Raw genomic sequence first — 22,236 nt, forward strand, 5'->3', positions numbered from 1 at the left:
ACCAATGGCGTGCCGGGCGGCCGCCCCCACCCACGACACACCGGCCGTTCAGACCACCACGGCCCCAATCGCTCTACGCCTCCTCACCCCAGCGTCCCCAGGAACCGCACATGAGGCCGCCGCTCGGGGCCGTCACGGCTGACGGCGGCCCGCACCCCGTACACCTCGGCGATGAGTTCCTCCGTCAGGACATCGCCCGGAGCGCCACCCGCCACGACCCGCCCCGCGCTCAGTACGACGACCTGGTCGCAGTACATCGCCGCGAGGTTGAGGTCGTGCAGGGCGACGACGGTGGTGACCGGCAGGCCGGTGACCAGGGCGAGCAGGTCGAGCTGGTGGTGGATGTCGAGGTGGTTCGTCGGCTCGTCCAGGAGGAGTTCGCGGGGCTCCTGGGCGAGCGCGCGGGCGATCTGCACCCGCTGGCGTTCGCCGCCCGAGAGGGTGTGCCAGGGCTGGTCGGCGCGGTGCGGCGGTGCGGGACACGGCCCAGCCGTACGACGTCCGCGACCGTCAACTCGACCTGCGTGTCGGCCTGTTGCTCGACCACGGCGAGGCGGGGGCGACGGTGCGGCGGGGCAGGTCGCCAGCGGCGTGCCTTCGAGGGTGACGACTCCGGCGGTCGGCGTGAGCAACCCGGCCAGCAGCCGCAGCAGCGTGGACTTGCCGGAGCCGTTGGGGCCGAGGACGCCGACGGTGGAGCCGGTCTCCGGCGCGAGGACGACGTCGTCGAGGATCAGGCGCCCGTCGGCACGGCGGCCGACCCGCTCGGCCCGCAGCCCGGCACCGCTCTTCGCCGCCCCCACCCCGCTCACCGCACCCTCCGCGTCCGGTACAGCACCGCCACGAACGCCGGCACCCCGATCAGCGACGTCACGACTCCCACCGGCACCTCCTGCGGATCCAGGATCGTACGGGCGAGCGTGTCCACCCACACCAGGAACACCGCGCCGGCGAGTGCGGTGACCGGCAGCAGCCGGACGTGCCCGGGACCGGCCAGGGCCCGCGCGGCGTGCGGCAGGACCAGCCCGACGAAGCCGATCGCCCCGGCCGAGCTGACCAGCGCGGCGGTGAGCAGGGCCGTGACGCACAGCAGCGCCAGCCGGGTGCGGGCCACGGACACCCCGAGCGCGGCCGCCGCGTCCTGCCCGAAGGCGAAGGCGTCGAGGGTACGGGCGTACGACAGGCAGACCACCAGCGTCACGGCCAGGACGGACAGGCACAGCCACACGTCGGTCCAGCCCGCGCCGCCGAGCGAGCCGAGGAGCCAGAACAGCACGCCCCGGGTCGTCTCGGCGTCGGCGGCGGTCATCACGACGAAGGAGGTGAGCGCGGAGAAGAGCTGCATGGCGGCGACGCCCGCGAGGACGACCCGGTCGGTGGTGCCGCCGAGGGTGTGGCTGAGCAGCAGCACCAGCGCGAAGGACACCAGGGCGCCGAGGAACGCGCCCGCGGACACCGAGACGGCACCGCCGCCCACGCCCAGGACGACGACCACGACCGCGCCGGTGGAGGCGCCGGAGGACACCCCGAGCACGAACGGGTCGGCGAGCGGGTTGCGCAGCAGCGACTGCATCACCGCCCCGCAGACGGCCAGTCCGGCGCCGCACACGGCAGCGAGCAGGGTGCGCGGCAGCCGCAGCTGCCAGACGATCCCGTCGCGGATCGGCGTCAGGTCCGAGCTGCCGAGCCCGAGGTGGGCGGCGACGACGGACCAGACGTCCGCGACCCGGATGTCGGCCGGGCCGACGGTGATCGCCAGGGCAAGGGAGACCACCAGGAGCAAGGCGCCGGCAACACCGAGCGCGGGCCCGCGGACGGTCACTTCGCGAGCCCGAACTCGCGCAGTCCGGCGGCGACCTGTTCCACGCCCTCGACCGTGCGGATGGTCGGGTTCATGGCCTGCCCGCTGAGCAGTACGTACCGCTTGTGCTCGACCGCGTCCATGTTCCTGGTGACCGGGTTGGACTCCAGGAAGGCGATCTTCTTCGCGGCGGACTCGGCGGTCTGCGACCTGCGGGTCAGGTCGCCGATGACGAGCACGTCGGGGTCGCGGTCGGCGACCGTCTCCCAGTTGGTCTGCGGCCACTCCTCGTGCGTGTCGTCGAAGACGTTCTTCGCGCCGAGGGCCCGGGTGATGATGCCGGGTGCTCCGCAACAGCCCGCCATGTAGGGCGACTCGGAGTTGGCGAACCAGTACAGGAGAGTGACGTCGGAGGCCTCGATGCCGTGTGTGGCCTTCGCCATGCGGCTCTGGAGGGAGGCCACGAGCCTGTCGCCCCGTTCCTTCACCCCGAACACGGTCGCCAGGTCGCGCACTTCGCCGTAGACGGTGTCGATGCCCAGCGCCTTGGCGCGCGCGCCGTCGCCGCCCCCGGAGTTGTCCTTGCCGGCGCAGTCCGACGGGGAGACGTACGTGGGCACGCCGAGCTTCTCGAACTGCTCGCGGGTGGCGACGCCGCCCTTGCCGAGGGTGGAGACGAAGGACGCCGCGACGAAGTCGGGGCCGGTGTCCAGGACCCGTTCGAAGGACGGGTTGTCGTCGGCGATGCGCGGCACCTTCGCGTTGGCCTTCGCCAACCCCTTCATCACGGGGTCGGTCCAGGTGGCGGTGCCCGCGAGGCGGTCGGCGAGGCCGAGGGAGAGCAGGATCTCGGTGGTGCCCTGGTTGAGGGAGACGGCGTGCCGCGGCGCGGCCTCGACGCGCACCTCGTGGCCGCAGTTGTCGAGCGTGACGGCGGCTTTCACGGTCGTGGCCTTCGAGTCGCCGCAGCCGGTCAGGAGCAGGGAGCCGGCCGCGAGCAGGACGGCGGCACGGGCGGGTGGGGCGAGGGGCACGGAAACCAGTCCTCAGTCGTCGAGGGCTCGATCGCGGAGCCCGGTCGTACGGTGCTCCCCCGCCGCGAACGGCCGCGGGGGCCGCCAGCAGGTCTTCGGACTCGGGTTCGTCCGGTGCGGGGCGCCTTCCCGGACGTCACACACGCCGTCCAGTGGCCGAGGCCCCGCCCGTCCCCCTCACCGCTGCGCGTCAGTTCCGGATTCGCACCGGATTCCCTGACCCACGTACATGGGTTCGACTGGCCTCGGCAAGCTATCACGGAGGACGCCGGGGAATCACCGCGGACCGTACGCCGTTGTGGGGACAGCAGTTCTTCCGCGACTTTCGAGGAGGCCGCCGGTGTACGGCGACGAGGCAACAGTCCGCAGGATCCTCACCGAGCTCGGCGACACCTGGGCCGTGGTGGGCCTGTCGTCGAACCAGCGGCGCGCGGCGTACGGCGTCGCCGCCGTCCTCCAGCGCTACGGCAAGCGCGTCGTGCCCGTGCACCCCAAGGCGGAGACGGTGCACGGCGAGCAGGGGTACGCCAGTCTGGCGGACATCCCCTTCGACGTGGACGTCGTGGACGTGTTCGTGAACAGCGATCTGGCCGGAGCCGTCGCGGACGAGGCGGTCGCCAAGGGCGCGAAGGCGGTGTGGTTCCAGCTCGACGTCATCGACGAGGCGGCGTACGACCGGACCCGCGCCGCGGGGCTGGAGATGGTGATGGACCGCTGCCCGGCGATCGAGATCCCACGACTTCCTCATCACCGCGTACAGAATTCCTGAAGCCCTTCCCAGGAAATGCCCGCGCCGGGTCAAGGCTGCACAACTCGTCTTCTACCGCTGGATAATCGATTTCTAATCTGAGGCCTCTTGCTCGCCGAACTCCTTGAGTTCATTTATGAGAGGCCCCCGAATTCATGGTAAGAGACGGCCTCCGCCGGGATGTCGGACTGATCGGGCTCATGTGGGCGTCGGTCGGCTCCATCATCGGTTCCGGCTGGTTGTACGGTGCCGAGAAGGCGGTCGTGGCGGCCGGTCCCGCGGCGATCCTGTCGTGGCTGATCGGCGCGGTCGCGATCGTGCTCCTGGCACTGGTGCACGCGGAACTGGGCGGCATGTTCCCGGTCGCGGGCGGCACGGCACGCTATCCGCACTACGCGTTCGGCGGTCTGGCCGGCATGTCCTTCGGCTGGTTCTCCTGGCTCCAGGCCGCGACCGTGGCACCGATCGAGGTCGAGGCCATGATCGGCTACGCCGGGCACTATCACTGGGCGCAGGGCTTCCAGCACGCCAAGGACCAGACGCTGACGACGAGCGGGTTCGTCGTCGCCGTGATCCTCATGGCCGTGTTCGTCGTCATCAACTTCCTCGGCGTGCGGATCCTGGCGCACACCAACAGCGCCGCCACCTGGTGGAAGGTGGCCGTGCCGCTGGCCGCGATCTTCATCATCGCGGCCGGCAACTTCCACCCGGGCAACTTCACGGAGCACGGCTTCGCCCCGTTCGGCGCCCACGGCGTGCTGAGCGCCGTCAGCTCCAGCGGCATCATCTTCGCCCTGCTGGGCTTCGAGCAGGCGATCCAGTTGGCGGGCGAGAGCCGCGACCCGGCCCGTGACCTGCCGCGCGCGACACTCGGCTCGGTCGCCATCGGAGCCGCGATCTACGTCCTGCTCCAGATCGTCTTCATCGCCGCCCTGCCGCTGACTTCCTTCGCGCACGGCTGGACCAAGCTCGACTACCCAGGTATCAGCGGCCCCTGGGCGGGCCTGGCCACCCTGCTGGGGCTCGGCTGGCTGAGCGTGGTGCTGTATCTGGACGCGGTCGTCTCCCCCGGCGGCACCGGCCTGATCTACACCACCGCCACCTCCCGCGTCTCCTACGGCCTGGCCCGCAACGGCTACGCGCCGAAGATCTTCACCCGCACCGACGCGCGCGGCGTGCCGTGGTTCGGCCTGATCATCTCGTTCGTGACCGGCGTGATCTGCTTCCTGCCGTTCCCGAGCTGGCAGCAGCTGGTCGGCTTCATCACCTCGGCGAGCGTGCTGATGTACGCGGGCGCCCCGCTGGCGTACGGCGTCTTCGCCGACCGGCTGCCGCACCGCGAACGCCCCTACCGCCTGCCCGGCGGGAACGTCGTCTCCCCGCTGTCGTTCGTGGTCGCCAACCTCATCATCTACTGGTCGACCTGGGACACGCTGTGGCGCCTCGGTGTGGCCATCGTCCTCGGTTACGTCCTGCTCGGCGGATACGCCTGGTACGCCACCAGCAAGGGCCTGCCCGACGCACCCCGGCTCGACTGGAAGGCCGCCCAGTGGCTGCCCGTCTACCTGCTGGGCATGGGCATCATCTCCTGGCAGGGCGGCTTCGGCGGCCAGGGACACATCGGACTGTGGTGGGACATCCTGGTCATCACGGTGTTCTCCCTGGCGATCTACTACTGGGCCCGGGCGTCGGCGTCCCGGCCGGAGGAGATCGAGCGGAGCATCGGGGAGGTGGCCGTCACCGAGGTGCCCGTCCACTGACACCGGCCACGCGCGGTCGACGCCTCCATAATGAGCGCATGACCCAAGCCTCCCCGCCCCCGAACTCCGGCGCCCCGCAACGCTTCCCGGTCGTTGTCGTGGGCGCCGGTCCCGCGGGGCTGACCGTCGGCAACATCCTGCGGGCCGCGTCCGTGGACTGCCTGGTGCTGGAGACCGAGACCCGCGAGTTCATCGAACAGCGGCCCCGGGCCGGAGTCATCGAGGAATGGGCCGTGCGGGGCCTGGAGAAGCGGGGCCTCGCCCGGAACCTGCTGGACCGCGCGGAGCTGCACACCGCGTGCGAGTTCCGCTTCGACGGCGAGCGGTACCGGTTCCCCTACGGCGAGCTGACGGGCAGTCATCACTTCGTCTATCCGCAGCCGTTGCTGGTGACGGACCTGGTGCGCGAGTACGCCGACGTACGCGGCGGACGGATCCGTTTCGGGGTCCGGGACGTGCGGGTGCACGACATCGACACCGACCGGCCGTCGGTGTCGTACACCTGCCCGGAGACGGGTGAACACCGGGTGGTGCACTGCGACTTCGTGGCCGGCTGCGACGGGGCGCGCGGCGTGACGCGGGCATCCTTGCCGCCGGAGCGGGTCCGTGTCGCACGGCACGACTACGGCATCGGCTGGCTGGCCGTGCTCGCCGAGGCGCCGCCGTCCGCCGACTGCGTGCTGTTCGGCTGCCACGCCGACGGGTTCGCCGGGCAGATGCCCCGCAACCCGGAGGTGACCCGCTACTACCTCCAGTGCCCGCCGGGCGACGACCCGGAGAACTGGCCGCACGAGCGCGTCTGGGCGGAGCTCCACAACCGGCTCGGGGCGGCCGGTGTGCCGCCGCTGACCGAGGGTCGGCTGATCGAGAAGCGCGTGCTGGACATGCACGACTACGTGGTCGAGCCGATGGTGTTCGGCCGGCTCTTCCTCGCCGGTGACGCGGCCCATCTGGTCGCCCCCATCGCCGCCAAGGGCATGAACCTCGCCCTGCACGACGCCTTCCTGCTCGGCGACGCCCTGGTGGCCAGCCTGAACAGCGGGGACGACAGCGGCCTGGGCGGCTATGCGCAGGCGTGCCTGCGGCGGGTGTGGGACTACCAGGAGTTCTCGCAGTGGCTGTCCGAGGTGTACCACGGCACGGCGGCGGGCGACCCGTTCCGCGCGGGCACCACGCTGGCCCGGCTGCGCCGCCTGTTCACGTCGCCCGCGGCGGCCGCCGCCTTCGCCGAGCAGTACCTGGGGACGGCCGCGCGGTACTGATTCAGTCGTGGACGGGCCGGTCGGTGAGCCGGTGGTCGGCCACGTTCAGCGCCTCGTCCACGAGCCGGCGCAGATGGCCGTCGCGGAGCGCGTAGATCACCCGGCGGCCCTCCTTGCGCGTGTTCACCAGGCCCGCCAGACGCAGTCGCGCCAGGTGCTGGCTGACGGCGGGCCGGGCCGCCCCGCACCTCTGTGTGAGGGTCGTGACGTCGGCCTCCGTCTCGGCCAGCGCGTGCAGCAGGGCGAGGCGGGTGCGGTCGCCGAGCAGGGCGAGGAGTTCGGCGGCGAGCGCGAACTGTTCCTCGCCCGGGCTGCGCGAATGCGCATCGTGCGCAGATGACAGGTGCATGCGTGCGCTCATACGCACATAATGGCCCCATGGACGTGGGCACGTCCACTCGCACGCACCGGAAGGGGACGCACGTGAGCGACCGGCACCAGCACTCCCACCCTCACGACCGGGGGCACCGGCACGGCCTCCGGCACCGCCTCTCCCACCTCCTCACGCCGCACTCCCACGAGACGGCCGACAAGGTCGACCCCGCACTGGAGTCCTCGGCCCGCGGGATGCGGGCGCTGTGGGTCTCGCTCGCGGTGCTCGGCGTGACGGCGCTGGCTCAGGCGGTCGTGGTGGCCGTCTCCGGCTCGGTGGCGCTGCTCGGGGACACCGTGCACAACGCCGCGGACGCGCTCACCGCCGTACCCCTCGGCATCGCCTTCGTACTGGGCCGGCGCGCGGCCACCCGGCGCTTCACCTACGGCTACGGGCGGGCCGAGGACCTGGCGGGCCTGGTGATCGTGCTGACGATCGCCGCGTCGGCGGCCTTCGCCGGCTGGACGGCGATCGACCGCCTCCTCGACCCGCGCCCGGTCCAGCACGTCCCGGCGGTCGCCGTGGCCGCCCTCGTCGGGTTCGCGGGCAACGAGTGGGTGGCCCGCTACCGCATTCGCGTCGGCCGTGCGATCGGCTCGGCCGCGCTGGTCGCCGACGGACTGCACGCCCGCACCGACGGTTTCACCTCGCTGGCCGTGCTGCTGGGTGCCGGCGGATCGGCCCTGGGCTGGCAACTGGCCGACCCGATCGTCGGGCTGGCGATCACGGCGGCGATCGCGCTGGTACTGCGGGACGCCGCGCGGGAGGTGTTCCGCCGGGTGATGGACGCGGTCGACCCGGCCCTGGTGGACCGGGCCGAGCGGGCGCTCACCGAGGTCGCCGGGGTGCGCGGGGTCGGCGAGCTGCGGCTGCGCTGGATCGGTCACCGGCTGCGCGCCGAGGTCGCGGTCGTGGTGGACGGTGACGTGACCGTACGCCAGGCCCACCGCATCGCCGTCGACGCCGAGCACGCCCTGCTGCACGCCGTGCCCCGCCTCACCGCGGCCCTGGTCCACGCCGACCCGGAACCGGCCCCAGGCGAGGCCGACCCGCATCTGCCGCTGGCCCACCACGCGGTGACATAGGCCCCCCTCAGGCGACCCCGAGCCCCTCCAGCACCACCGCGCCCGGCAGTTCCGCGAACGCCTTGCCCGGCACCAGCAGCTTGCCGCGCCGCCGGCCGCTGCCGACCAGCAGGTACGGCAGGTCGACGACGGCCGCGTCCACCAGCACGGGCCAGCCGCCGGGCAGTCCGAGCGGGGTGATGCCGCCGTACTCCATGCCGGTCTCCCCGGTCGCCGTGTCCATCGCGGCGAACGAGGCCTTGCGGGCGCCGAGTTGGCGGCGCACGACGCCGTTGACGTCGACCCGGGTGGTGGACAGCACCACGCACCCGGCGAGCGTGGACTCGCCGCCACGCTTGCCCGCGACGACCACGCAGTTCGCGGACTGTTCCAGCAGCTCCCGCCCGTAGTGCTCCACGAAGACGGCCGTGTCGGCCCACTCCGGGTCGGTGTCGACGTAGAGGATCTGGTCGGCGGGGACGCTGCCGCGCCAGTGGCGTACGGCGTCGGCGACCGGGCCGGTGAGCTCGTCGAGGCAGGCCGGGGCCGGACGGGCGTCGTCGAAGTGTCCGATGGGAGCGCGCATAACGGCACGCTAACAACACCGGACCGCCCTCGGACCGGGCGTCTCAGGTCACGGGCGGCACCGAGACGGCCATCATCATCTCCATCGGCACGTCGCCGGTGTTGCCGTACGTGTGCGGGAGGTTGGCCTCGAAGGACACGCTCGCGCCGGCGGGGACGCGGTGCTCCACGCCGTCGACGGTGAGCGTCAGCTCCCCGGCCGTGACGTGGAGCAGCTCCATGGTGCCGGCGGGGTGCGGGTCGGACGGGCTGTTCTCGCCGGGCATCAACCGCCAGTCCCACATCTCCAGCGGGCCGGGCGCCTCGGTGCCCGCGAGCAGCCGGTTGTAGCTGCCTGCCTCGGTGTGCCACAGCCGTACGGCCTGCTCGGCGGGGACGATGCGGACCCTCGGGCCCTGCTCGTAGTCGAGGAGGGTGGTGATGCTGACGCCGAGCGCGTCGCCGATCTTGACGACGGTGCCGAGGCTGGGGTTGGTGCGGGCCTGCTCGATCTGGATGAGCATGCCGCGGCTGACGCCCGCCCGGGCGGCGAGCACGTCCAGGGTGAAGCCGCGCACCGCGCGCCAGTGCTTGACGCTGCGCGCCAGGGACTGGGTCAGCAGATCGAGGTCCGACACATTCCGTCCAATATTCTGCACGCCGTAGCGCAACTGGCTGCACTATGGCGTAGTTGACCTGAGCGTTCACTGAACTGTACTGCGCGGCTCGTCGCCGGGTTCAGGACTCCGGTTCCAGCTCGGCGAGTCCGGCCGCCGTCTCCTCGTCCAGGTCCGACAGGGCGCACAGCTGCTCGGGCGTGACGCCCTGCGGTATCGGCACCGGCGGCGGGGTGCGCAGGGGCGGCTGCCAGCCACCGGCCGGTGTCCAGCGCCGTACGACGCGCGCCGGCGCACCCGCCACCACGGCGTGGTCGGGCACCGCGCCCCGGACGACCGCGCCCGCGGCCACCACCACGTTCCGCCCGATCCGGGCACCCGGCAGGATCACAGCGCCCGTGCCGATCCAGCAGCCGGGCCCGATCTCCACCGGCTCCATCCGCGGCCACTGCTTGCCGATCGGCTCGTGGGGATCGTCGTAGGAGTGGTTCGTGGACGTGACGTAGACGTACGGACCGAAGTAGCAGTCGCTGCCGATGGCGACCGTCGTGTCCGCGATGACGTGACTGCCGCGGCCCAGGACGACGCCGTCGCCGATGCGCAGGATCGGGTCCGGGCCGAGGTCGAGGTCGGGCATCAGGCCCGCGGTGAGGGTGACCTGCTCGCCGATGATGCAGTGGGCGCCCACGTGGATCCAGGGTTCGCCGAAGACCGTGCCGAGCGGGAAGGCGAGTCTGGTACCTGTTCCCATCGCGCCGAATCGGTAGCGCCCGGGATGTTCGGCGGTCACGGAACCCGTGCGCTGCACCCAGGCCCAGCCCGCGTGGACGGCGCGCTGCGCGAGGCCGCGCCACCAGGATGAGAACGTGTTCTTGCGCTTCGGCACGAGGTCACGGTACTCAGCGGTAGCTCACCCCGCGGGGTCGGAGGCCTGTGATCTTCGCCCCATCGAGTGTCGTACGGTTTGCGCGTTGTCTACGACGTTTCTGGAGGCGGACATGGGACAGCGGGCGATGATCACGGGTATCGGCGGCAGGGAGCCGCAGGTCGATCCGGAGGCGTTCGTGGCGCCGACGGCTTCGGTGATCGGCGGCGTGACGCTGGGGGTGGGCGCGAGTGTCTGGTACGGGGCCGTCCTGCGCGGTGACGTCGAGACGATCTCCGTCGGCGCGAGCAGCAACGTCCAGGACAACTGCACCCTCCATGCCGACCCGGGGTTTCCCGTCACGGTGGGTGAGCGGGTGTCCATCGGGCACAACGCCGTGGTGCACGGGGCGACCGTCGAGGACGACTGTCTGATCGGTATGGGGGCGACGGTTCTGAACGGGGCGGTGATCGGGGCCGGGTCGCTCGTCGCCGCGCAGGCGCTGGTGCCGCAGGGCATGGTCGTGCCGCCCGGGTCGCTGGTGGCGGGGGTGCCTGCGAAGGTCCGGCGGGAGCTGTCGGAGGAGGAACGGCAGGGAGTCACCCTCAACGGCACGATGTACGCCGAGCTGGCGAAGGCGCATCGTGAGGTGCACGCATAGCAGAAGGGCGTCTCACTCGGCAGCGGTTACAGGCTGGGCCTTCTTCGCCTTGCGCTTGAGGACCAGCATCGACGTGAGCCCGACGAGGACCGCCGCCACCAGGCCCAGCCAGGAGAAGCGCTTCAGCCAGGACTCGGCGACGATGCCCACGTAGTAGATGACCGCCGTCGTGCCGCCTGCCCAGACGATGCCGCCGAGGACGTTGGCGATGAGGAACTTCCAGTACGGCATGCGGAGCACACCGGCGAGGGGGCCCGCGAAGATGCGGAGGAGGGCGACGAAGCGGCCGAAGAAGACGGCCCACATGCCCCACTTCTCGAAGGAGCGCTCGGCGGTGGCGATGTGGCCCTCGCTGAAGTGCTTGGGGAACTTCTTGCCGAGCCAGGCCAGCAGGGGGCGGCCGCCCTTGCGGCCGATGGCGTAGCCGATGGAGTCGCCGATGATCGCGCCGGCCGTGGCGCTGGCGCCGAGGACGACGGGGTCGATGGCACCGTGCTGGGAGGCCAGCAGCGCGGAGGAGACCAGGATGATCTCGCCCGGCAGCGGGATGCCCAGGCTTTCCAGGCCGATGACCAGTCCCACCAGTGCGTAGACGGCGACCGCGGGTACGGTCTCGAGCCACTCCTGGACGTGCAACGCCGGATCCTTTCCCTGTGCTTCCCTGCGTGCACGGGAAGCCTACCGGGTGACAAGACGTCCCCTGCGAATCAGGCGTTCCAGTTCCACTCGGCGACCTCGGGCAGGTCGGTGCCGTGCTCACGGATCCAGGCGTGGTGGCGGGTGCGGGCGTCGGCCATGCGCTGGCGTACGGCCGTGGCGCGCACCGCGAGACCCGGGACGCGGTCGATGACGTCCATGACGAGGCGATAGCGGTCGAGGTCGTTGCGGACGACCATGTCGAAGGGCGTGGTGGTGGTGCCGGCCTCCTTGTAGCCGCGCACGTGCAGGTGCTGGTGGCCGGTGCGGCGGTAGGCCAGGCGGTGGATCAGCCACGGGTAGCCGTGGTAGGCGAAGATCACCGGCTTGTCGGTGGTGAAGAGGCCGTCGTACTCGAAGTCGTTCATGCCGTGCGGATGTTCCTCGCGGGGCAGCAACCGGGCGAGGTCGACGACGTTCACCACGCGGACCGACAGGTCGGGCAGGTGCCGGCGCAGCAGGTGCGCGGCGGCCAGGGTCTCCTGGGTGGGGACGTCCCCGGCGCAGGCCAGCACCACGTCGGGTTCGCGGGAGCCGTCCTCGGTGCCGGCCCACTCCCAGATGCCGGCGCCGCGGGCGCAGTGGACCCGGGCCTCGTCCATCGACAGCCAGTCGAAGCAGGGCTGCTTGCCGGCCACGACGACGTTGACGTAGTCGCGGCTGCGCAGGGCGTGGTCGGCGACGGACAGCAGGGTGTTGGCGTCCGGCGGGAGGTAGACCCGGACGACCTCGGGGCTCTTGTTGAGGACGTGGTCGACGAAGCCGGGGTCCTGGTGGGAGAAGCCGTTGTGGTCCTGCCGCCACACGTGTGAGGTCAGCAGATAGTTGAGGGAGGCGATGGGGGCGCGCCACGGCAGCCGCCGGGAGGTGCGCAGCCATTTGATGTGCTGGTTGACCATCGAGTCGACGATGTGCACGAACGCCTCGTAGCAGGAGAACAGCCCGTGCCGGCCGGTGAGCAGATAGCCCTCCAGCCAGCCTTGGCAGAGGTGTTCGGAGAGGACCTCCATCACCCGGCCGTGCCGGTCGAGGTGCTCGTCGACGTCGAGGGTCTCGGCCTGCCAGGCCTTGCCGCTGGCGTCGAAGACGGCCTGGAGCCGGTTGGAGGCGGTCTCGTCCGGGCCGACCAGGCGGAAGTCGCGACGCCCGGCGGTGTCCCGCATGACCTGGGCCAGGAGGTCGCCGAGGACGCGCGTGGGCTCGTGCAGGGTCGTGCCCGGCTTGTCGACGGGGACGGCGAAGTCGTCCAGGGACGGGACCGGCAGGTCGCGGACGAGCAGCCCGCCGTTGGCGTACGGGGTGGCGCCGAGCCGCCTGCTGCCCTCGGGGACGCAGGCGAGGACGTCCGCGACCGGCCGGCCCTCGGTGTCGAACAGCTCCTCGGGCCGGTAGGAGCGCAGCCAGGCCTCCAGTTGCCGCAGGTGTTCCGGGTTGTCGTGGACGCCGGCCAGCGGCACCTGGTGGGAGCGCCAGGTGCCCTCGACCGGCTCGCCGTCGACCTCGGCCGGGCCGGTCCAGCCCTTCGGGGTGCGCAGCACGATCACCGGCCAGTGCGGGCGCTCGGTCACGCCCTCCTCGCGGGCGGCGCGCTGGGCCTCGGCGATGCGATCGAGGGCGGTGTCCATCGCCTGGGCCATCGCGCGGTGGACGACGGCGGGGTCGTCGCCGACGACGTGGATCGGCTCGTGGCCGTAGCCGCGCAGGAGCGCGTCGAGCTCGTCCTCCGGGAGGCGGGCGAGCACGGTCGGGTTGGCGATCTTGTAGCCGTTGAGGTGCAGGATCGGCAGGACGGCACCGTCGTGGACGGGGTCGAGGAACTTGTTGGCGTGCCAGGAGCCGGCCAGCGGGCCGGTCTCGGCCTCGCCGTCGCCGATCACGCAGGCGACCAGCAGGCCGGGGTGGTCGAGGGCGGCGCCGTAGGCGTGGGCGAGGGAGTAGCCGAGTTCGCCGCCCTCGTGGATCGAGCCGGGCACCTCCGGGGCGACATGGCTGGGCACGCCTCCGGGGAACGAGAACTGCCGCAGCAGCAGCTCCATGCCCTGCGCGTCCCGCGTCACGTCCGGGTACTTCTCGCTGTAGCTGCCCTCCAGCCAGGAGTTGGCCAGCACCGACGGGCCGCCGTGGCCCGGGCCCCAGATGCACAGGGCGTCCAGCCCGCGGTTCTTGATCACCCGGTTGAGGTGGGTGTGGACGAGGTTGAGCCCGGGCGAGGTGCCCCAGTGGCCCAGCAGCCGCGGCTTGATGTGCTCGGGCCGCAGCGGCTCGGTCAGCAGGGGGTTCGCCAGCAGGTAGATCTGTCCGGCCGCCAGGTAGTTGGCGGCCCGCCAGTGGGCGTCCAGCGTGCGCAGTTCCTCGTCGGTCGGTTGCGTGCCGGTGTCCAGGCGCGGGGCCTCGGGCATGAGTGACTCCCTGGGTTCTGCGACGGCCTCAGGAGGAGTACCAGTCTGTTCCGGTTCGATGCCCGGCGCCTGTCGGCCATGTGCCGCCCGCTGTGCGGTACGCGCCGCGTCATCCGCCCACCCGTACGCTCGTCCGCAGTCGCGGATCCCGTGACGACGCCCCGATCCACAGGGTGCGCGAGCCGGTACCCGGCCAGCACGCGGACCGGCTGGTCGAGCGGGAGGTCCGGGGAGGGGCCCGCGTACACCTGGGGCACGTCCACGCCGTGGCGCGGGCCGGTGTTGCGGACCGTGATGGCGACGTGCGGCCGGCGGCCGTCCAGCGCGCGTCCGGCTCCGCGTAGGCGAAGGACGTGTAGGACGGTCCGTGGCCGAAGGGGAACAGCGGTCGTACGTCCTCGGCGTCGTACCAGCGGTGGCCGACGTGGATGCCCTCCGTGTACTCCTCGAGACGCGGGGCGGACCGCCGGGAGAATCGGGGGACGGTGTCGGTCATGCGACGCACTGTGCCCAGGCCGGTCTGACACCTCGTCGGACACCACCGACGGACCGCCTGAACCACTCGCCGGGGATCGGGGTGGGCCACTCGATCGAGTGACACGACGGGGGGCGTCGCGTGTGACGGCGGGGGCCGGGGGCGGTTTCAGGAACGACTCGGGGAGACCGGGCCGGCCTCGGAAACGGCCCCGGCCGACCGGGCCAGTGACGCCGGAAGGCCGACCCCGGGAACGGGCTTGGGGCCCCGCCGGTGACATTGGAGGAGCCCCGTCCTCGGGACCTGGGCGACGTGGCCCTGCGGACGCCCGGAGACCCGCCCCGGGATGGGGGCGGCATGACCCGGCGAGGCCGAACGCCCGGTCTACCGGAGTGCGGAGTGGGGCGTCGTCGTCACGGCCGTGGTCACGGTGGCCGGCGCCGAAACGAGGGCGTCGGCGCGGGTCGCCGGACCGAGTACGTCGGTGTCGGGCGCGCCGGTGTCGCCGGGGCCCCCTCCCGGTTCCGCTGCGTCGCAGCAGTCCGCCTGGGCGAACCGCGTCTCGTACCGCTCCTGCGGCAGGTCCCCGGACTTGCTCTGCGGAGGCTCGGGCCGATGCACGGGCGGGGCGTCGTCGTACGACTCCTCCTCCCGGCGGCTCTCCTTCTGGCCGCTTTCCTTCTGACGGCTCCCCCGGGGCGTGTCCTGGCTCCGCCGCTCCCCCGGCTTCTCAGCGTCGCCGCCGGGAGCAGCCTCCGGTTCCAGCGCCCATCGCTGCGCCTCGGACCCGTCACGCCCGGCGACGATCACGTTCCGGCCCTTGCCATGGGAGACGGCCAGCCCCTTGCCGCCGCGCGGCAGGAGTTCGCCGCGCACGGTCAGGTCGTAGCGCACCACTCCGGCGTGCACGAGGCAGCCGGTCAGGACGACCGAGCCCTCGGCGGTGTCGGAGCCGAGGCAGAGGGTGGGGTCGGCGGCGCTGCGCAGCATGCCGTCGTCGTGGTACGACCACTGGAGGGACCCGGTGGCGGAGCAGGAGTTCAGCACGGCGCGGGCGTCGGCCCGGGCCCGGCCGCCCCGGACGTCGAGGCACAGGCCGGCGTCGAGGTTGCGCAGCCGTCCGCGGGCCACTTCGGCGGGGTGACCCGCGGACGCGGCCGACGGGAGGCCGGCCGAGGACCTTCCCGCGGAATCCGGGGCGACGGAGTGGCCGCTGACCGCTCCCCAGGTGGCCTGGGGAGCGACGGCGCCGCCCTCCTCCGTCCAGCCCCTGACGGCCAGCACTGTCGCGAGCAGCACGAGGGAGGTCACCCCGACCGCGGCGGCCAGCGCCTTCGAGCGTCTCCTCGACGGCCCGAGCCGGCCGCCCGCCGGCAGGGCATGGGCCCGGAGCCGGTGTCGGCCACCGGCCGGGACCGCGGGCAGGACGCCCCGGCCCCCGTCGCGGCCCGGCCGTGATGCGAGGTAGCGGCGGGCGCCCCAGCCGAGCACGGTCTCGACGAGCAGGTCCTCCAACCCGCCCTCGAAATGGCTGAGTTGTTCGGCGGCATGCCGGCAGTAGCGGCAAGCCATCAGATGCCGTTGCACATCCGGCAGCAGGGACCCGCCACGGCGCATCGGAACGTCCAGCAGACGGTTGTAGAAGCGGCATTCCCGCGTCGGCGCGAGTTCCCGGTGGGCCCGGACGCAACCCGCCCGGAATTGCTCGCGCGCCTGCTCCAGCGCGGTCGATGCGGTACGGACGTCCACTCCCAGCAGACCGGCTGGTACGGATATGGGCTCGGCCTCGACCTCCGTGTGCCAGAGAAGGCATTGGGAAGCCCCCGGAAGGGCCCGGAATGCGCGCTCGGCGAGCCGTCGCCTTTCGGCTGTCACGGACCGCGCGGCACGCAGACCGCGAGCGCCGACGGGTTTGCGGAGTTCCGGCAGTACTCTGGAAATGCCGTCGTCGGCGGCCCACTCCCCGACCGTGTCCCGCACGGCCGCGAGCAGCCGCGGGCGCAGGGCGCCGCCGCCCGGCCGGGCGAGTTCCCGGCGGAACGCGGCGGCGGCGGCCATCGACGCCGAGTCCTGCGAGGAGGCCAGGCAGATCACGGCGTACTCGTACACCGCCCGCCAGTGCCGGGCCAGCAACAGCGCGGCGGCGCGCGGGCCTTCACCGGTATCACCGACCCGGGCGAGGAGATTGCGATCGGAATCCGCGGGACCCGCTCCGGGGCGCGGCGGGTACGGCGGGCGTGGGGGGTGAGGGGATTGCACTGAACCATTTCCTTCCAGCCGCAGGACGGCAGGCGAATTGCGCGTCCGTCGGAAAGCAGGTGCGTGATTGGTGCATACCTATGCCGCGTCAGCTGCGGGCTTGGCTGTGAGGTGGCTCACTTTCGCACACGCGACTCACAGGTAACAAGGAGTTCGATGGCCCAGGTTCAGAACGAGGGGAATTCAGATGTGTTACCGGCGGTATTCGCACCGGTTTTCGAGAACCACTGCCGCGATCGTCCTCAAGTTGTGCGCAGTCAAAGACGGTTGGTCCACGAAATCTCCAACTCCACAGCCCGCTCCCATGTGGCTCTCGGCGCGCTCTCATCTGCGCCCGCCAGCATGGGCCGCATGATCGCCCCCCACTCTTCCACCCCGGTCACCCCCGCCCGCACCGTGCGCAAGGCGGTCGTCCCGGCCGCCGGTCTCGGCACCCGCTTCCTGCCCGCCACGAAGGCGACGCCCAAGGAGATGCTGCCGGTCGTCGACAAGCCGGCCATCCAGTACGTCGTCGAGGAGGCGGCAGCGGCGGGTCTGGACGACGTCCTGATGGTCACCGGCCGGCACAAGCGGGCCATCGAGGACCACTTCGACCACGCCTTCGAGCTGGAGCAGACCCTCGCGGCCAAGGGCGACACAGTGCGGCTGGACGCGGTGCGCGACCCGGCGCGGCTGGCGAGCATCCACCACATCCGGCAGGGGGAGCCGCTCGGCCTCGGCCACGCCGTGCTGTGCGCCCGCCGGCACGTCGGCGACCAGCCCTTCGCAGTCCTCCTCGGCGACGACCTGATCGACCCGCGCGAGAGCCTGCTCAGCCGGATGCTCGACGTCCGCGACCGCCGGCTCGGCAGCGTGGTCGCCCTGCTGGAGGTCCCACCGGAACAGATCCACCTCTACGGCTGCGCGGCCGTGGAGCCGACCGGCGAGGAGGACGTCGTCCGCGTCACCGGCCTGGTCGAGAAGCCGGGTCGGCGGGACGCGCCCAGCCGTTACGCGGTCATCGGGCGCTACGTCCTGGACCCGGCCGTCTTCGACGTCCTGGAGCGCACCCCGCCGGGCCGGGGCGGCGAGATCCAGCTGACCGACGCCCTCCAGGAACTGGCCTGGGGCGGCACGGTGCACGGAGTCGTCTTCAAGGGCCTGCGCTACGACACCGGCGACAAGGCCGACTACCTGCGCACGGTGGTCCGGTTGGCCTGCGACCGCCCCGACCTGGGGCCGGAGTTCGTGGCCTGGCTCAAGGAATTCGTCGCCGACCTCGACGGCGCACACCCCGCGCGGCGGGACGTCGCAGCCTGACAGCGGGGACGTCGCAGCCGGGCAACGGGACATCACAGCCCGGCACGCGAGAGCCCCGGCACCCGGCCGGGGCCCGCTCACACGACAGCCGGCTCACACGACAGCCGGATCAGCCGTTGGGACGCAGCGTCCACACGACAGTCATCTCGCCGGTCACCGCACCATCGGCCCGCTGGATGGCGATGGCCACCGGGAACTCCGGGCGCTCGCCCGCGTCCAGCTCCGCGACGACCTCGGCGGCCGGACGACCGAGGGTCGCGGTCGCGGTGACCGCGCCCATCGCCAGCTTCTTGTAGGAGATCTCGGCGCTGACGGCGAGCGGCACGGCGCGCGAGAGCTGGTCCCCGAACGCGGCCAGCACGATCGCCCCGCTCGCGGACTCGCCGAGCGTGAACATCGCCCCGGCGTGCGGCCCGCCCACGTGGTTGTGGTACTCGCCCTGGTCCGGCAGGGACACCACCGCCCGCTCCGGCGTCGTCTCGAGGAACTCGAGGTTGAGGGTCCGGGCCATGGGCACCGTGGCGGCGAGCATCTCGCCGATGGACATCTGGTCTGCGCTCATGGCCGCATGTTACTCACGAGTAGAGACGGCTGGCCAGGTCCGTGTGACGACCGCCGCACCGGTCCTCGGCCCAAGCGTCCGCGCCGCCCCGTTCGCGGGTTGCTACGTCTCCGTCCACGGGCAGTGACCGAATCGTGTCCGGAGCGCGGCTAGGGTGGCTGCCCATGTGGCCAGGACAGCAGCCGCCCGGGGGCGAGCAGAACCCGCAGGCGAACAACCCGTATCAGCAGCCGGGGTACCAGCAGCCGAATCCGTATCAGCAGCCGGGCTATCAGCAGCAGCCCAACCCCTATGGGCAGCAGCCGCAATGGGGTGCCCCCGGGCCGGCCGGCGCGCCTCAGCCCCCGCAGGGCGGTGGCGGTGGCAACCGGACGAAGCTGGTCGCGATCATCGCCGCCACGGCGGTGGTCGTGGCGGCCGGTGTCACGGGGTTCCTGGTGCTGGGCGGCGACAAGGACGACACCGCGGACGGCGGCAAGGGCAAGAACGAGAAGAACGCGGCGCCGCCGAGCCCGTCCGCGAAGCCGAGCGAACCCACCACGGGCGGCGACAACCCCCGCGGCGGCGAGGAGGAGCAACCCACGGTCAAGGGCTGGAAGGTCGTCATCAACCCCAAGTGGGGCACGGCCTTCGACGTCCCGGCGGACTGGGAGGTGGCGTCCCCGACGTCGTCCGTCTTCTTCGAGGACGAGAAGTCCGACGACGGCAAGCCGCTCATCCTCATGTCGGCGCCGGCGTTCTACAAGTCCGAGTGGTGCACGAGCGACGACGACAAGGACGGCAGGACCGAGAGCGAGGCCCTGGCCGGGGCGGGCACCAAGGGTGCGGACGGCGCCAAGAACACGGACGAGGTCGCGCTCAACCAGGTGGCCTGGTGGGTGTTCGGCGGCTACACGCAGCCGGACAAGAAGAGCGTCAAGACCGACGACAAGGCCTTGCCCTACACCACCGCCGCGGGCGTGAAGGGCAGCGTCGCCTGGGCGTGGTCGGAGAACACGCCCGACAAGGGCAAGTGCGCGAGCGACGGCAAGGCGGTCACGTTCGGCTTCAAGAACTCGGCCGGCGACTTCGTCGCGTGGAGTTTCTTCGGGGCCAAGGGCGTCAAGGGCGAGGTGCCCAAGGAGACCATCATGAAGATCCTCAGCACGGTCCGGCTGCACGGGGAGCCGACCGGAGGCTGACCCGGAAGCCGAACGGGCCCGCCCCGGCACGGGTCGGGCCCGGCTCAACGGAGCCCCGGGACAACGCGCAAAGTCGCCGCCGCCGGTGCGCTGCGGTTTTCTCGACGTCGGCCACATCCCGCCGCGCGCACCGGGCGGCGGTCTGCTCGTCGCCCGCGACCACCTCGGCGGCGCGGGCCGTGGGGCCTGGCCCTCGGCGCGTTCGAGGCGGGCACCGTCGCCGGGGGCCGTGCTGATGACCCGCTGGAAACCCCGCCGCCGGCTCCTCGCCGCGCACGGTCGAGGTGTTCGGCGTGTCCTGGATGACGGCCCTGCACCAAGAGATCCCCGAGGACAAGCTCTCCGACGTCTGGCCCAGGGCGGCACCGAGCACGCGTCAGCCGATACCGAACGCCCCGTCGGGGGGCTCGGGTGACGGCACGGCGTCCTCGTCCCGCACCGCACGCGCGTCCCCGATGAACTCCCGCAGGGCGGCGCCGTGTTGGACCCGGGCCGGAAAGGCGTCGGCGGCCATGAGCCGGGCCAGGGCGGCGACGTCCACAGGCTCGTGCCCGGCCACGAGCACCGCGTTCCCGAACCGCCGCCCACGCAGCACACCCGGCTCGGCGATCAGCACGAGCTCCTCGAAGGCGGTGGCCAGGGTGGCGAGTTGCGACCGCAGGAAGTCGAACGGCGCCGCATCGGGGAGATTGGCGAGGTAGACCCCACTGCCCCGCAGGACCCGCGCGGCCTCCCGCACATAGGCGACGGACGTGAGGTGCGCCGGAACCCGCGATCCGCCGAACACATCGGCGACGATCACGTCGGCCGAGCCCCCGGCCGCGCTCTCCAGCCACCCCCGCGCGTCCGCCGCGTGCAGCGCGACCCGGGCGCCCTCGGGCAACGGCAGATACTCGGCCACCAGCTCCAGCAGCCCCCGATCGGCCTCGACGACGTCCTGGCGGGACCCCGGCCGGGTCACGGCCACGTACCGCGGCAGCGTGAGCGCGCCGCCACCGAGGTGCAGCACGTCCAGGGCACGCCCCGGCTCCGCGACCACGTCCAGCGCGTGCCCGAGCCGGCGCGCGTACTCGAACTCCAGATGCGTCGGCTCATCCAGATCCACATACGACTGCGGCGCCCCGTCGACGGTCAGCAGCCAGGCCCGTTCCCGGTCGACGTCGGGCATCAGCTTGGCGAACCCGTGATCGACGGACCGGGCAACGGGAATGGAGTCCTTCACCTCTCCATTGTGCGTGGGGGCGACGCAGAGTCCCCCCACAGCCTCACCCCACCACGGTCACGGTCCCGGCCCCCACCGTCCGCCCGCCCTCACGAATGGCGAACCCGAGCCCCGGCTCCAACGGCACCTCCCGACCCAGCTCCACAGTCATGACCACCGTGTCCCCGGGCCGTGCCACAGCCACCTCACCGAGGTCGACGTCCCCCACCACGTCCGCCGTACGGATGTAGAACTGCGGCCGATACCCGCTGGAGACAGCCGTCGTACGCCCGCCCTCACGCGCGGACAGCACGTACACCCGCGCCGTGAAGCGACGACTCGGCACCACACTCCCCGGCGCAGCCACCACATGCCCCCGCCGGACGGCGTCCCGTGGAACCCCCCGCAGCAGCAGCGCCACGTTGTCCCCGGCCTGGGCCTCCTCCATCGGCTTGCCGAAGGTCTCCAGCCCCGTGACCACCGTCTCGACAAGAGCCCCGAGCACCTCGACCTTGTCCCCGACCCGCACCACGCCCCGCTCCACCGCACCGGTCACCACGGTCCCCCGCCCGGTGATGGTCAGCACGTTCTCCACGGACAGCAGGAACGGCGCGTCCAGATACCGCTCCGGCATCGGCACATACGTGTCCACGGCGTCGAGCAGCGCCTCGATGGACGCCGTCCAGCGCGGGTCCCCCTCCAGCGCCTTCAGCCCCGAGACCCGTACGACGGGTACGGAGTCACCGCCGTAGCCGTGCGCGGTGAGCAGGTCGCGCACCTCCAGCTCGACCAGGTCGGTCAACTCCTCGTCGCCCGCGTCGGCCTTGTTGAGGGCGACCACGATGTGGTCGACGCCCACCTGCCGGGCGAGCAGCACGTGTTCGGCGGTCTGCGGCATGATCCCGTCGAGCGCGGAGACGACGAGGATCGCCCCGTCGAGCTGCGCGGCGCCGGTGACCATGTTCTTGACGTAGTCGGCATGGCCCGGCATGTCGACGTGCGCGTAGTGCCGCGTGTCGGTCTCGTACTCGACGTGCGCGATGTTGATGGTGATGCCGCGCGCCGCCTCCTCGGGCGCCCGGTCGATCCGGTCGAACGGCACGAAGGTGCCGGTGCCGCGCTCGGCGAGGACCTTGGTGATGGCGGCCGTCAGGGTGGTCTTGCCGTGGTCGACATGACCCATCGTGCCGATGTTGAGGTGCGGTTTCGTGCGGACGTAGGCCGTCTTGGACATGGCTGTACCTCGAAGCGTCTCGTCATGAAGTGGGACCCCGAGGACCTGCCCGACCCTCCCCTTGCGGGGCCGCCGGACGAACCGGAGAGGGTCAGCTTCGGGCGCCGTCGGCAACGGCCGTGAGAACGGCGACGGCAGCCTTCGGGGCATCCGTGACCACGGATGCTGCGAGGGTGAAGGC

Annotated in this window: 21 protein-coding genes, 1 pseudogene and 1 riboswitch; of the genes and pseudogenes, 8 read left to right on the forward strand and 14 right to left on the reverse strand. The window is 72.0% G+C overall.

What is annotated here, in order from left to right:
- Positions 1-83: 83 nt before the first annotated feature.
- Genes PV963_RS07065 through PV963_RS07075 form a run of 3 tightly spaced genes read right to left on the reverse strand, consistent with a single transcriptional unit; the run spans position 84 to position 2,835 of the window.
- On the reverse strand, positions 84-812 hold the full coding sequence (locus PV963_RS07065; protein WP_274814763.1) for an ABC transporter ATP-binding protein: 729 nt from the start codon (positions 810-812) through the stop codon (positions 84-86).
- Complete coding sequence (locus PV963_RS07070) at positions 809-1,822, reverse strand: FecCD family ABC transporter permease (protein ID WP_274814765.1); 1,014 nt, start codon at positions 1,820-1,822, stop codon at positions 809-811. The genes PV963_RS07065 and PV963_RS07070 overlap by 4 nt, the downstream gene beginning before the upstream one ends.
- Entirely contained in the window at positions 1,819-2,835 is a 1,017-nt protein-coding gene (locus PV963_RS07075; RefSeq protein ID WP_274814766.1) for an ABC transporter substrate-binding protein, read from the reverse strand. Before PV963_RS07075 ends, PV963_RS07070 begins: the two co-directional genes overlap by 4 nt.
- Before the next feature lie 69 nt (positions 2,836-2,904).
- A riboswitch (cobalamin riboswitch) is annotated at positions 2,905-3,094 on the reverse strand.
- An 81-nt stretch (positions 3,095-3,175) separates the two neighbouring features.
- Between PV963_RS07075 and PV963_RS07080 the strand changes: the two genes are divergently transcribed.
- The 3 genes from PV963_RS07080 (at position 3,176) to PV963_RS07090 (ending at position 6,605) form a co-directional block, all read left to right on the forward strand.
- Entirely contained in the window at positions 3,176-3,604 is a 429-nt protein-coding gene (locus tag PV963_RS07080; RefSeq protein WP_274814768.1) for a CoA-binding protein, read from the forward strand.
- Between the two features lie 134 nt (positions 3,605-3,738).
- A complete protein-coding gene (locus PV963_RS07085; RefSeq protein ID WP_274814770.1) occupies positions 3,739-5,343 on the forward strand; it encodes an APC family permease in 1,605 nt (534 codons plus the stop codon).
- 38 nt (positions 5,344-5,381) lie between these two features.
- On the forward strand, positions 5,382-6,605 hold the full coding sequence (locus PV963_RS07090) for a 4-hydroxybenzoate 3-monooxygenase (protein ID WP_274814771.1): 1,224 nt from the start codon (positions 5,382-5,384) through the stop codon (positions 6,603-6,605).
- A gap of 1 nt (position 6,606) precedes the next feature.
- On the opposite strand, the gene PV963_RS07095 is transcribed toward PV963_RS07090, so the two are convergent.
- Complete coding sequence (locus tag PV963_RS07095) at positions 6,607-6,966, reverse strand: ArsR/SmtB family transcription factor (RefSeq protein WP_274814773.1); 360 nt, start codon at positions 6,964-6,966, stop codon at positions 6,607-6,609.
- Between the two features lie 62 nt (positions 6,967-7,028).
- On the opposite strand from PV963_RS07095, the gene PV963_RS07100 reads away from it, so the two are divergent.
- Positions 7,029-8,063 (forward strand): cation diffusion facilitator family transporter, encoded by a 1,035-nt coding sequence (locus tag PV963_RS07100; RefSeq protein WP_274814774.1) that lies wholly within the window; start codon positions 7,029-7,031, stop codon positions 8,061-8,063.
- 7 nt (positions 8,064-8,070) lie between these two features.
- Here the strand turns inward: PV963_RS07100 and PV963_RS07105 are convergent, their stop codons facing one another.
- From PV963_RS07105 to PV963_RS07115, 3 genes are all read right to left on the reverse strand, one after another.
- Positions 8,071-8,628: a YbaK/EbsC family protein gene (locus tag PV963_RS07105; protein ID WP_274814776.1), complete on the reverse strand. Its 558-nt coding sequence runs from the start codon at positions 8,626-8,628 to the stop codon at positions 8,071-8,073.
- Positions 8,629-8,671: 43 nt separating this feature from the next.
- Positions 8,672-9,244, reverse strand: a complete 573-nt coding sequence (locus PV963_RS07110; RefSeq protein WP_274814778.1) for an XRE family transcriptional regulator — start codon at positions 9,242-9,244, stop codon at positions 8,672-8,674.
- Between the two features lie 100 nt (positions 9,245-9,344).
- Positions 9,345-10,109: an acyltransferase gene (locus PV963_RS07115; RefSeq protein ID WP_274814779.1), complete on the reverse strand. Its 765-nt coding sequence runs from the start codon at positions 10,107-10,109 to the stop codon at positions 9,345-9,347.
- Between the two features lie 112 nt (positions 10,110-10,221).
- On the opposite strand from PV963_RS07115, the gene PV963_RS07120 reads away from it, so the two are divergent.
- Positions 10,222-10,749, forward strand: a complete 528-nt coding sequence (locus tag PV963_RS07120) for a gamma carbonic anhydrase family protein (protein ID WP_274821959.1) — start codon at positions 10,222-10,224, stop codon at positions 10,747-10,749.
- A gap of 12 nt (positions 10,750-10,761) precedes the next feature.
- Here the strand turns inward: PV963_RS07120 and PV963_RS07125 are convergent, their stop codons facing one another.
- The 4 genes from PV963_RS07125 to PV963_RS07140 all read right to left on the reverse strand — a co-directional run bounded on the left by PV963_RS07125 (position 10,762) and on the right by PV963_RS07140 (position 16,578).
- A complete protein-coding gene (locus PV963_RS07125) occupies positions 10,762-11,385 on the reverse strand; it encodes a DedA family protein (protein ID WP_274814781.1) in 624 nt (207 codons plus the stop codon).
- A 71-nt stretch (positions 11,386-11,456) separates the two neighbouring features.
- Entirely contained in the window at positions 11,457-13,844 is a 2,388-nt protein-coding gene (locus tag PV963_RS07130) for a phosphoketolase family protein (protein WP_274814782.1), read from the reverse strand.
- 109 nt (positions 13,845-13,953) lie between these two features.
- Positions 13,954-14,340, reverse strand: a complete 387-nt coding sequence (locus PV963_RS07135) for a hypothetical protein (protein WP_274814783.1) — start codon at positions 14,338-14,340, stop codon at positions 13,954-13,956.
- 363 nt (positions 14,341-14,703) lie between these two features.
- Positions 14,704-16,578 carry a ricin-type beta-trefoil lectin domain protein gene (locus tag PV963_RS07140; RefSeq protein ID WP_274814784.1) on the reverse strand — a complete coding sequence of 625 codons (1,875 nt, stop codon included), beginning with the start codon at positions 16,576-16,578 and terminating at the stop codon, positions 14,704-14,706.
- Positions 16,579-16,929: 351 nt separating this feature from the next.
- Between PV963_RS07140 and galU the strand changes: the two genes are divergently transcribed.
- Positions 16,930-17,877, forward strand: a complete 948-nt coding sequence (galU, locus tag PV963_RS07145; RefSeq protein WP_274814785.1) for a UTP--glucose-1-phosphate uridylyltransferase GalU — start codon at positions 16,930-16,932, stop codon at positions 17,875-17,877.
- A 109-nt stretch (positions 17,878-17,986) separates the two neighbouring features.
- Here galU and PV963_RS07150 read toward each other — a convergent pair whose 3' ends face one another.
- Positions 17,987-18,439 carry a DUF4442 domain-containing protein gene (locus PV963_RS07150; protein WP_236711722.1) on the reverse strand — a complete coding sequence of 151 codons (453 nt, stop codon included), beginning with the start codon at positions 18,437-18,439 and terminating at the stop codon, positions 17,987-17,989.
- Between the two features lie 164 nt (positions 18,440-18,603).
- Between PV963_RS07150 and PV963_RS07155 the strand changes: the two genes are divergently transcribed.
- Positions 18,604-19,620 carry a hypothetical protein gene (locus tag PV963_RS07155; protein ID WP_274814788.1) on the forward strand — a complete coding sequence of 339 codons (1,017 nt, stop codon included), beginning with the start codon at positions 18,604-18,606 and terminating at the stop codon, positions 19,618-19,620.
- A gap of 75 nt (positions 19,621-19,695) precedes the next feature.
- Positions 19,696-19,970, forward strand: a pseudogene (locus tag PV963_RS07160) (MFS transporter); the annotation flags it as partial.
- Positions 19,971-19,996: 26 nt separating this feature from the next.
- Here PV963_RS07160 and PV963_RS07165 read toward each other — a convergent pair.
- On the reverse strand, positions 19,997-20,842 hold the full coding sequence (locus tag PV963_RS07165) for a spermidine synthase (RefSeq protein WP_274814790.1): 846 nt from the start codon (positions 20,840-20,842) through the stop codon (positions 19,997-19,999).
- Between the two features lie 43 nt (positions 20,843-20,885).
- Positions 20,886-22,055 (reverse strand): elongation factor Tu, encoded by a 1,170-nt coding sequence (gene tuf, locus PV963_RS07170; protein WP_274814792.1) that lies wholly within the window; start codon positions 22,053-22,055, stop codon positions 20,886-20,888.
- Between the last annotated feature and the right edge of the window lie 181 nt (positions 22,056-22,236).

The sequence above is a fragment of the Streptomyces coeruleorubidus genome (genome assembly GCF_028885415.1).
In the GTDB taxonomy this organism is placed as follows: domain Bacteria; phylum Actinomycetota; class Actinomycetes; order Streptomycetales; family Streptomycetaceae; genus Streptomyces; species Streptomyces coeruleorubidus_A.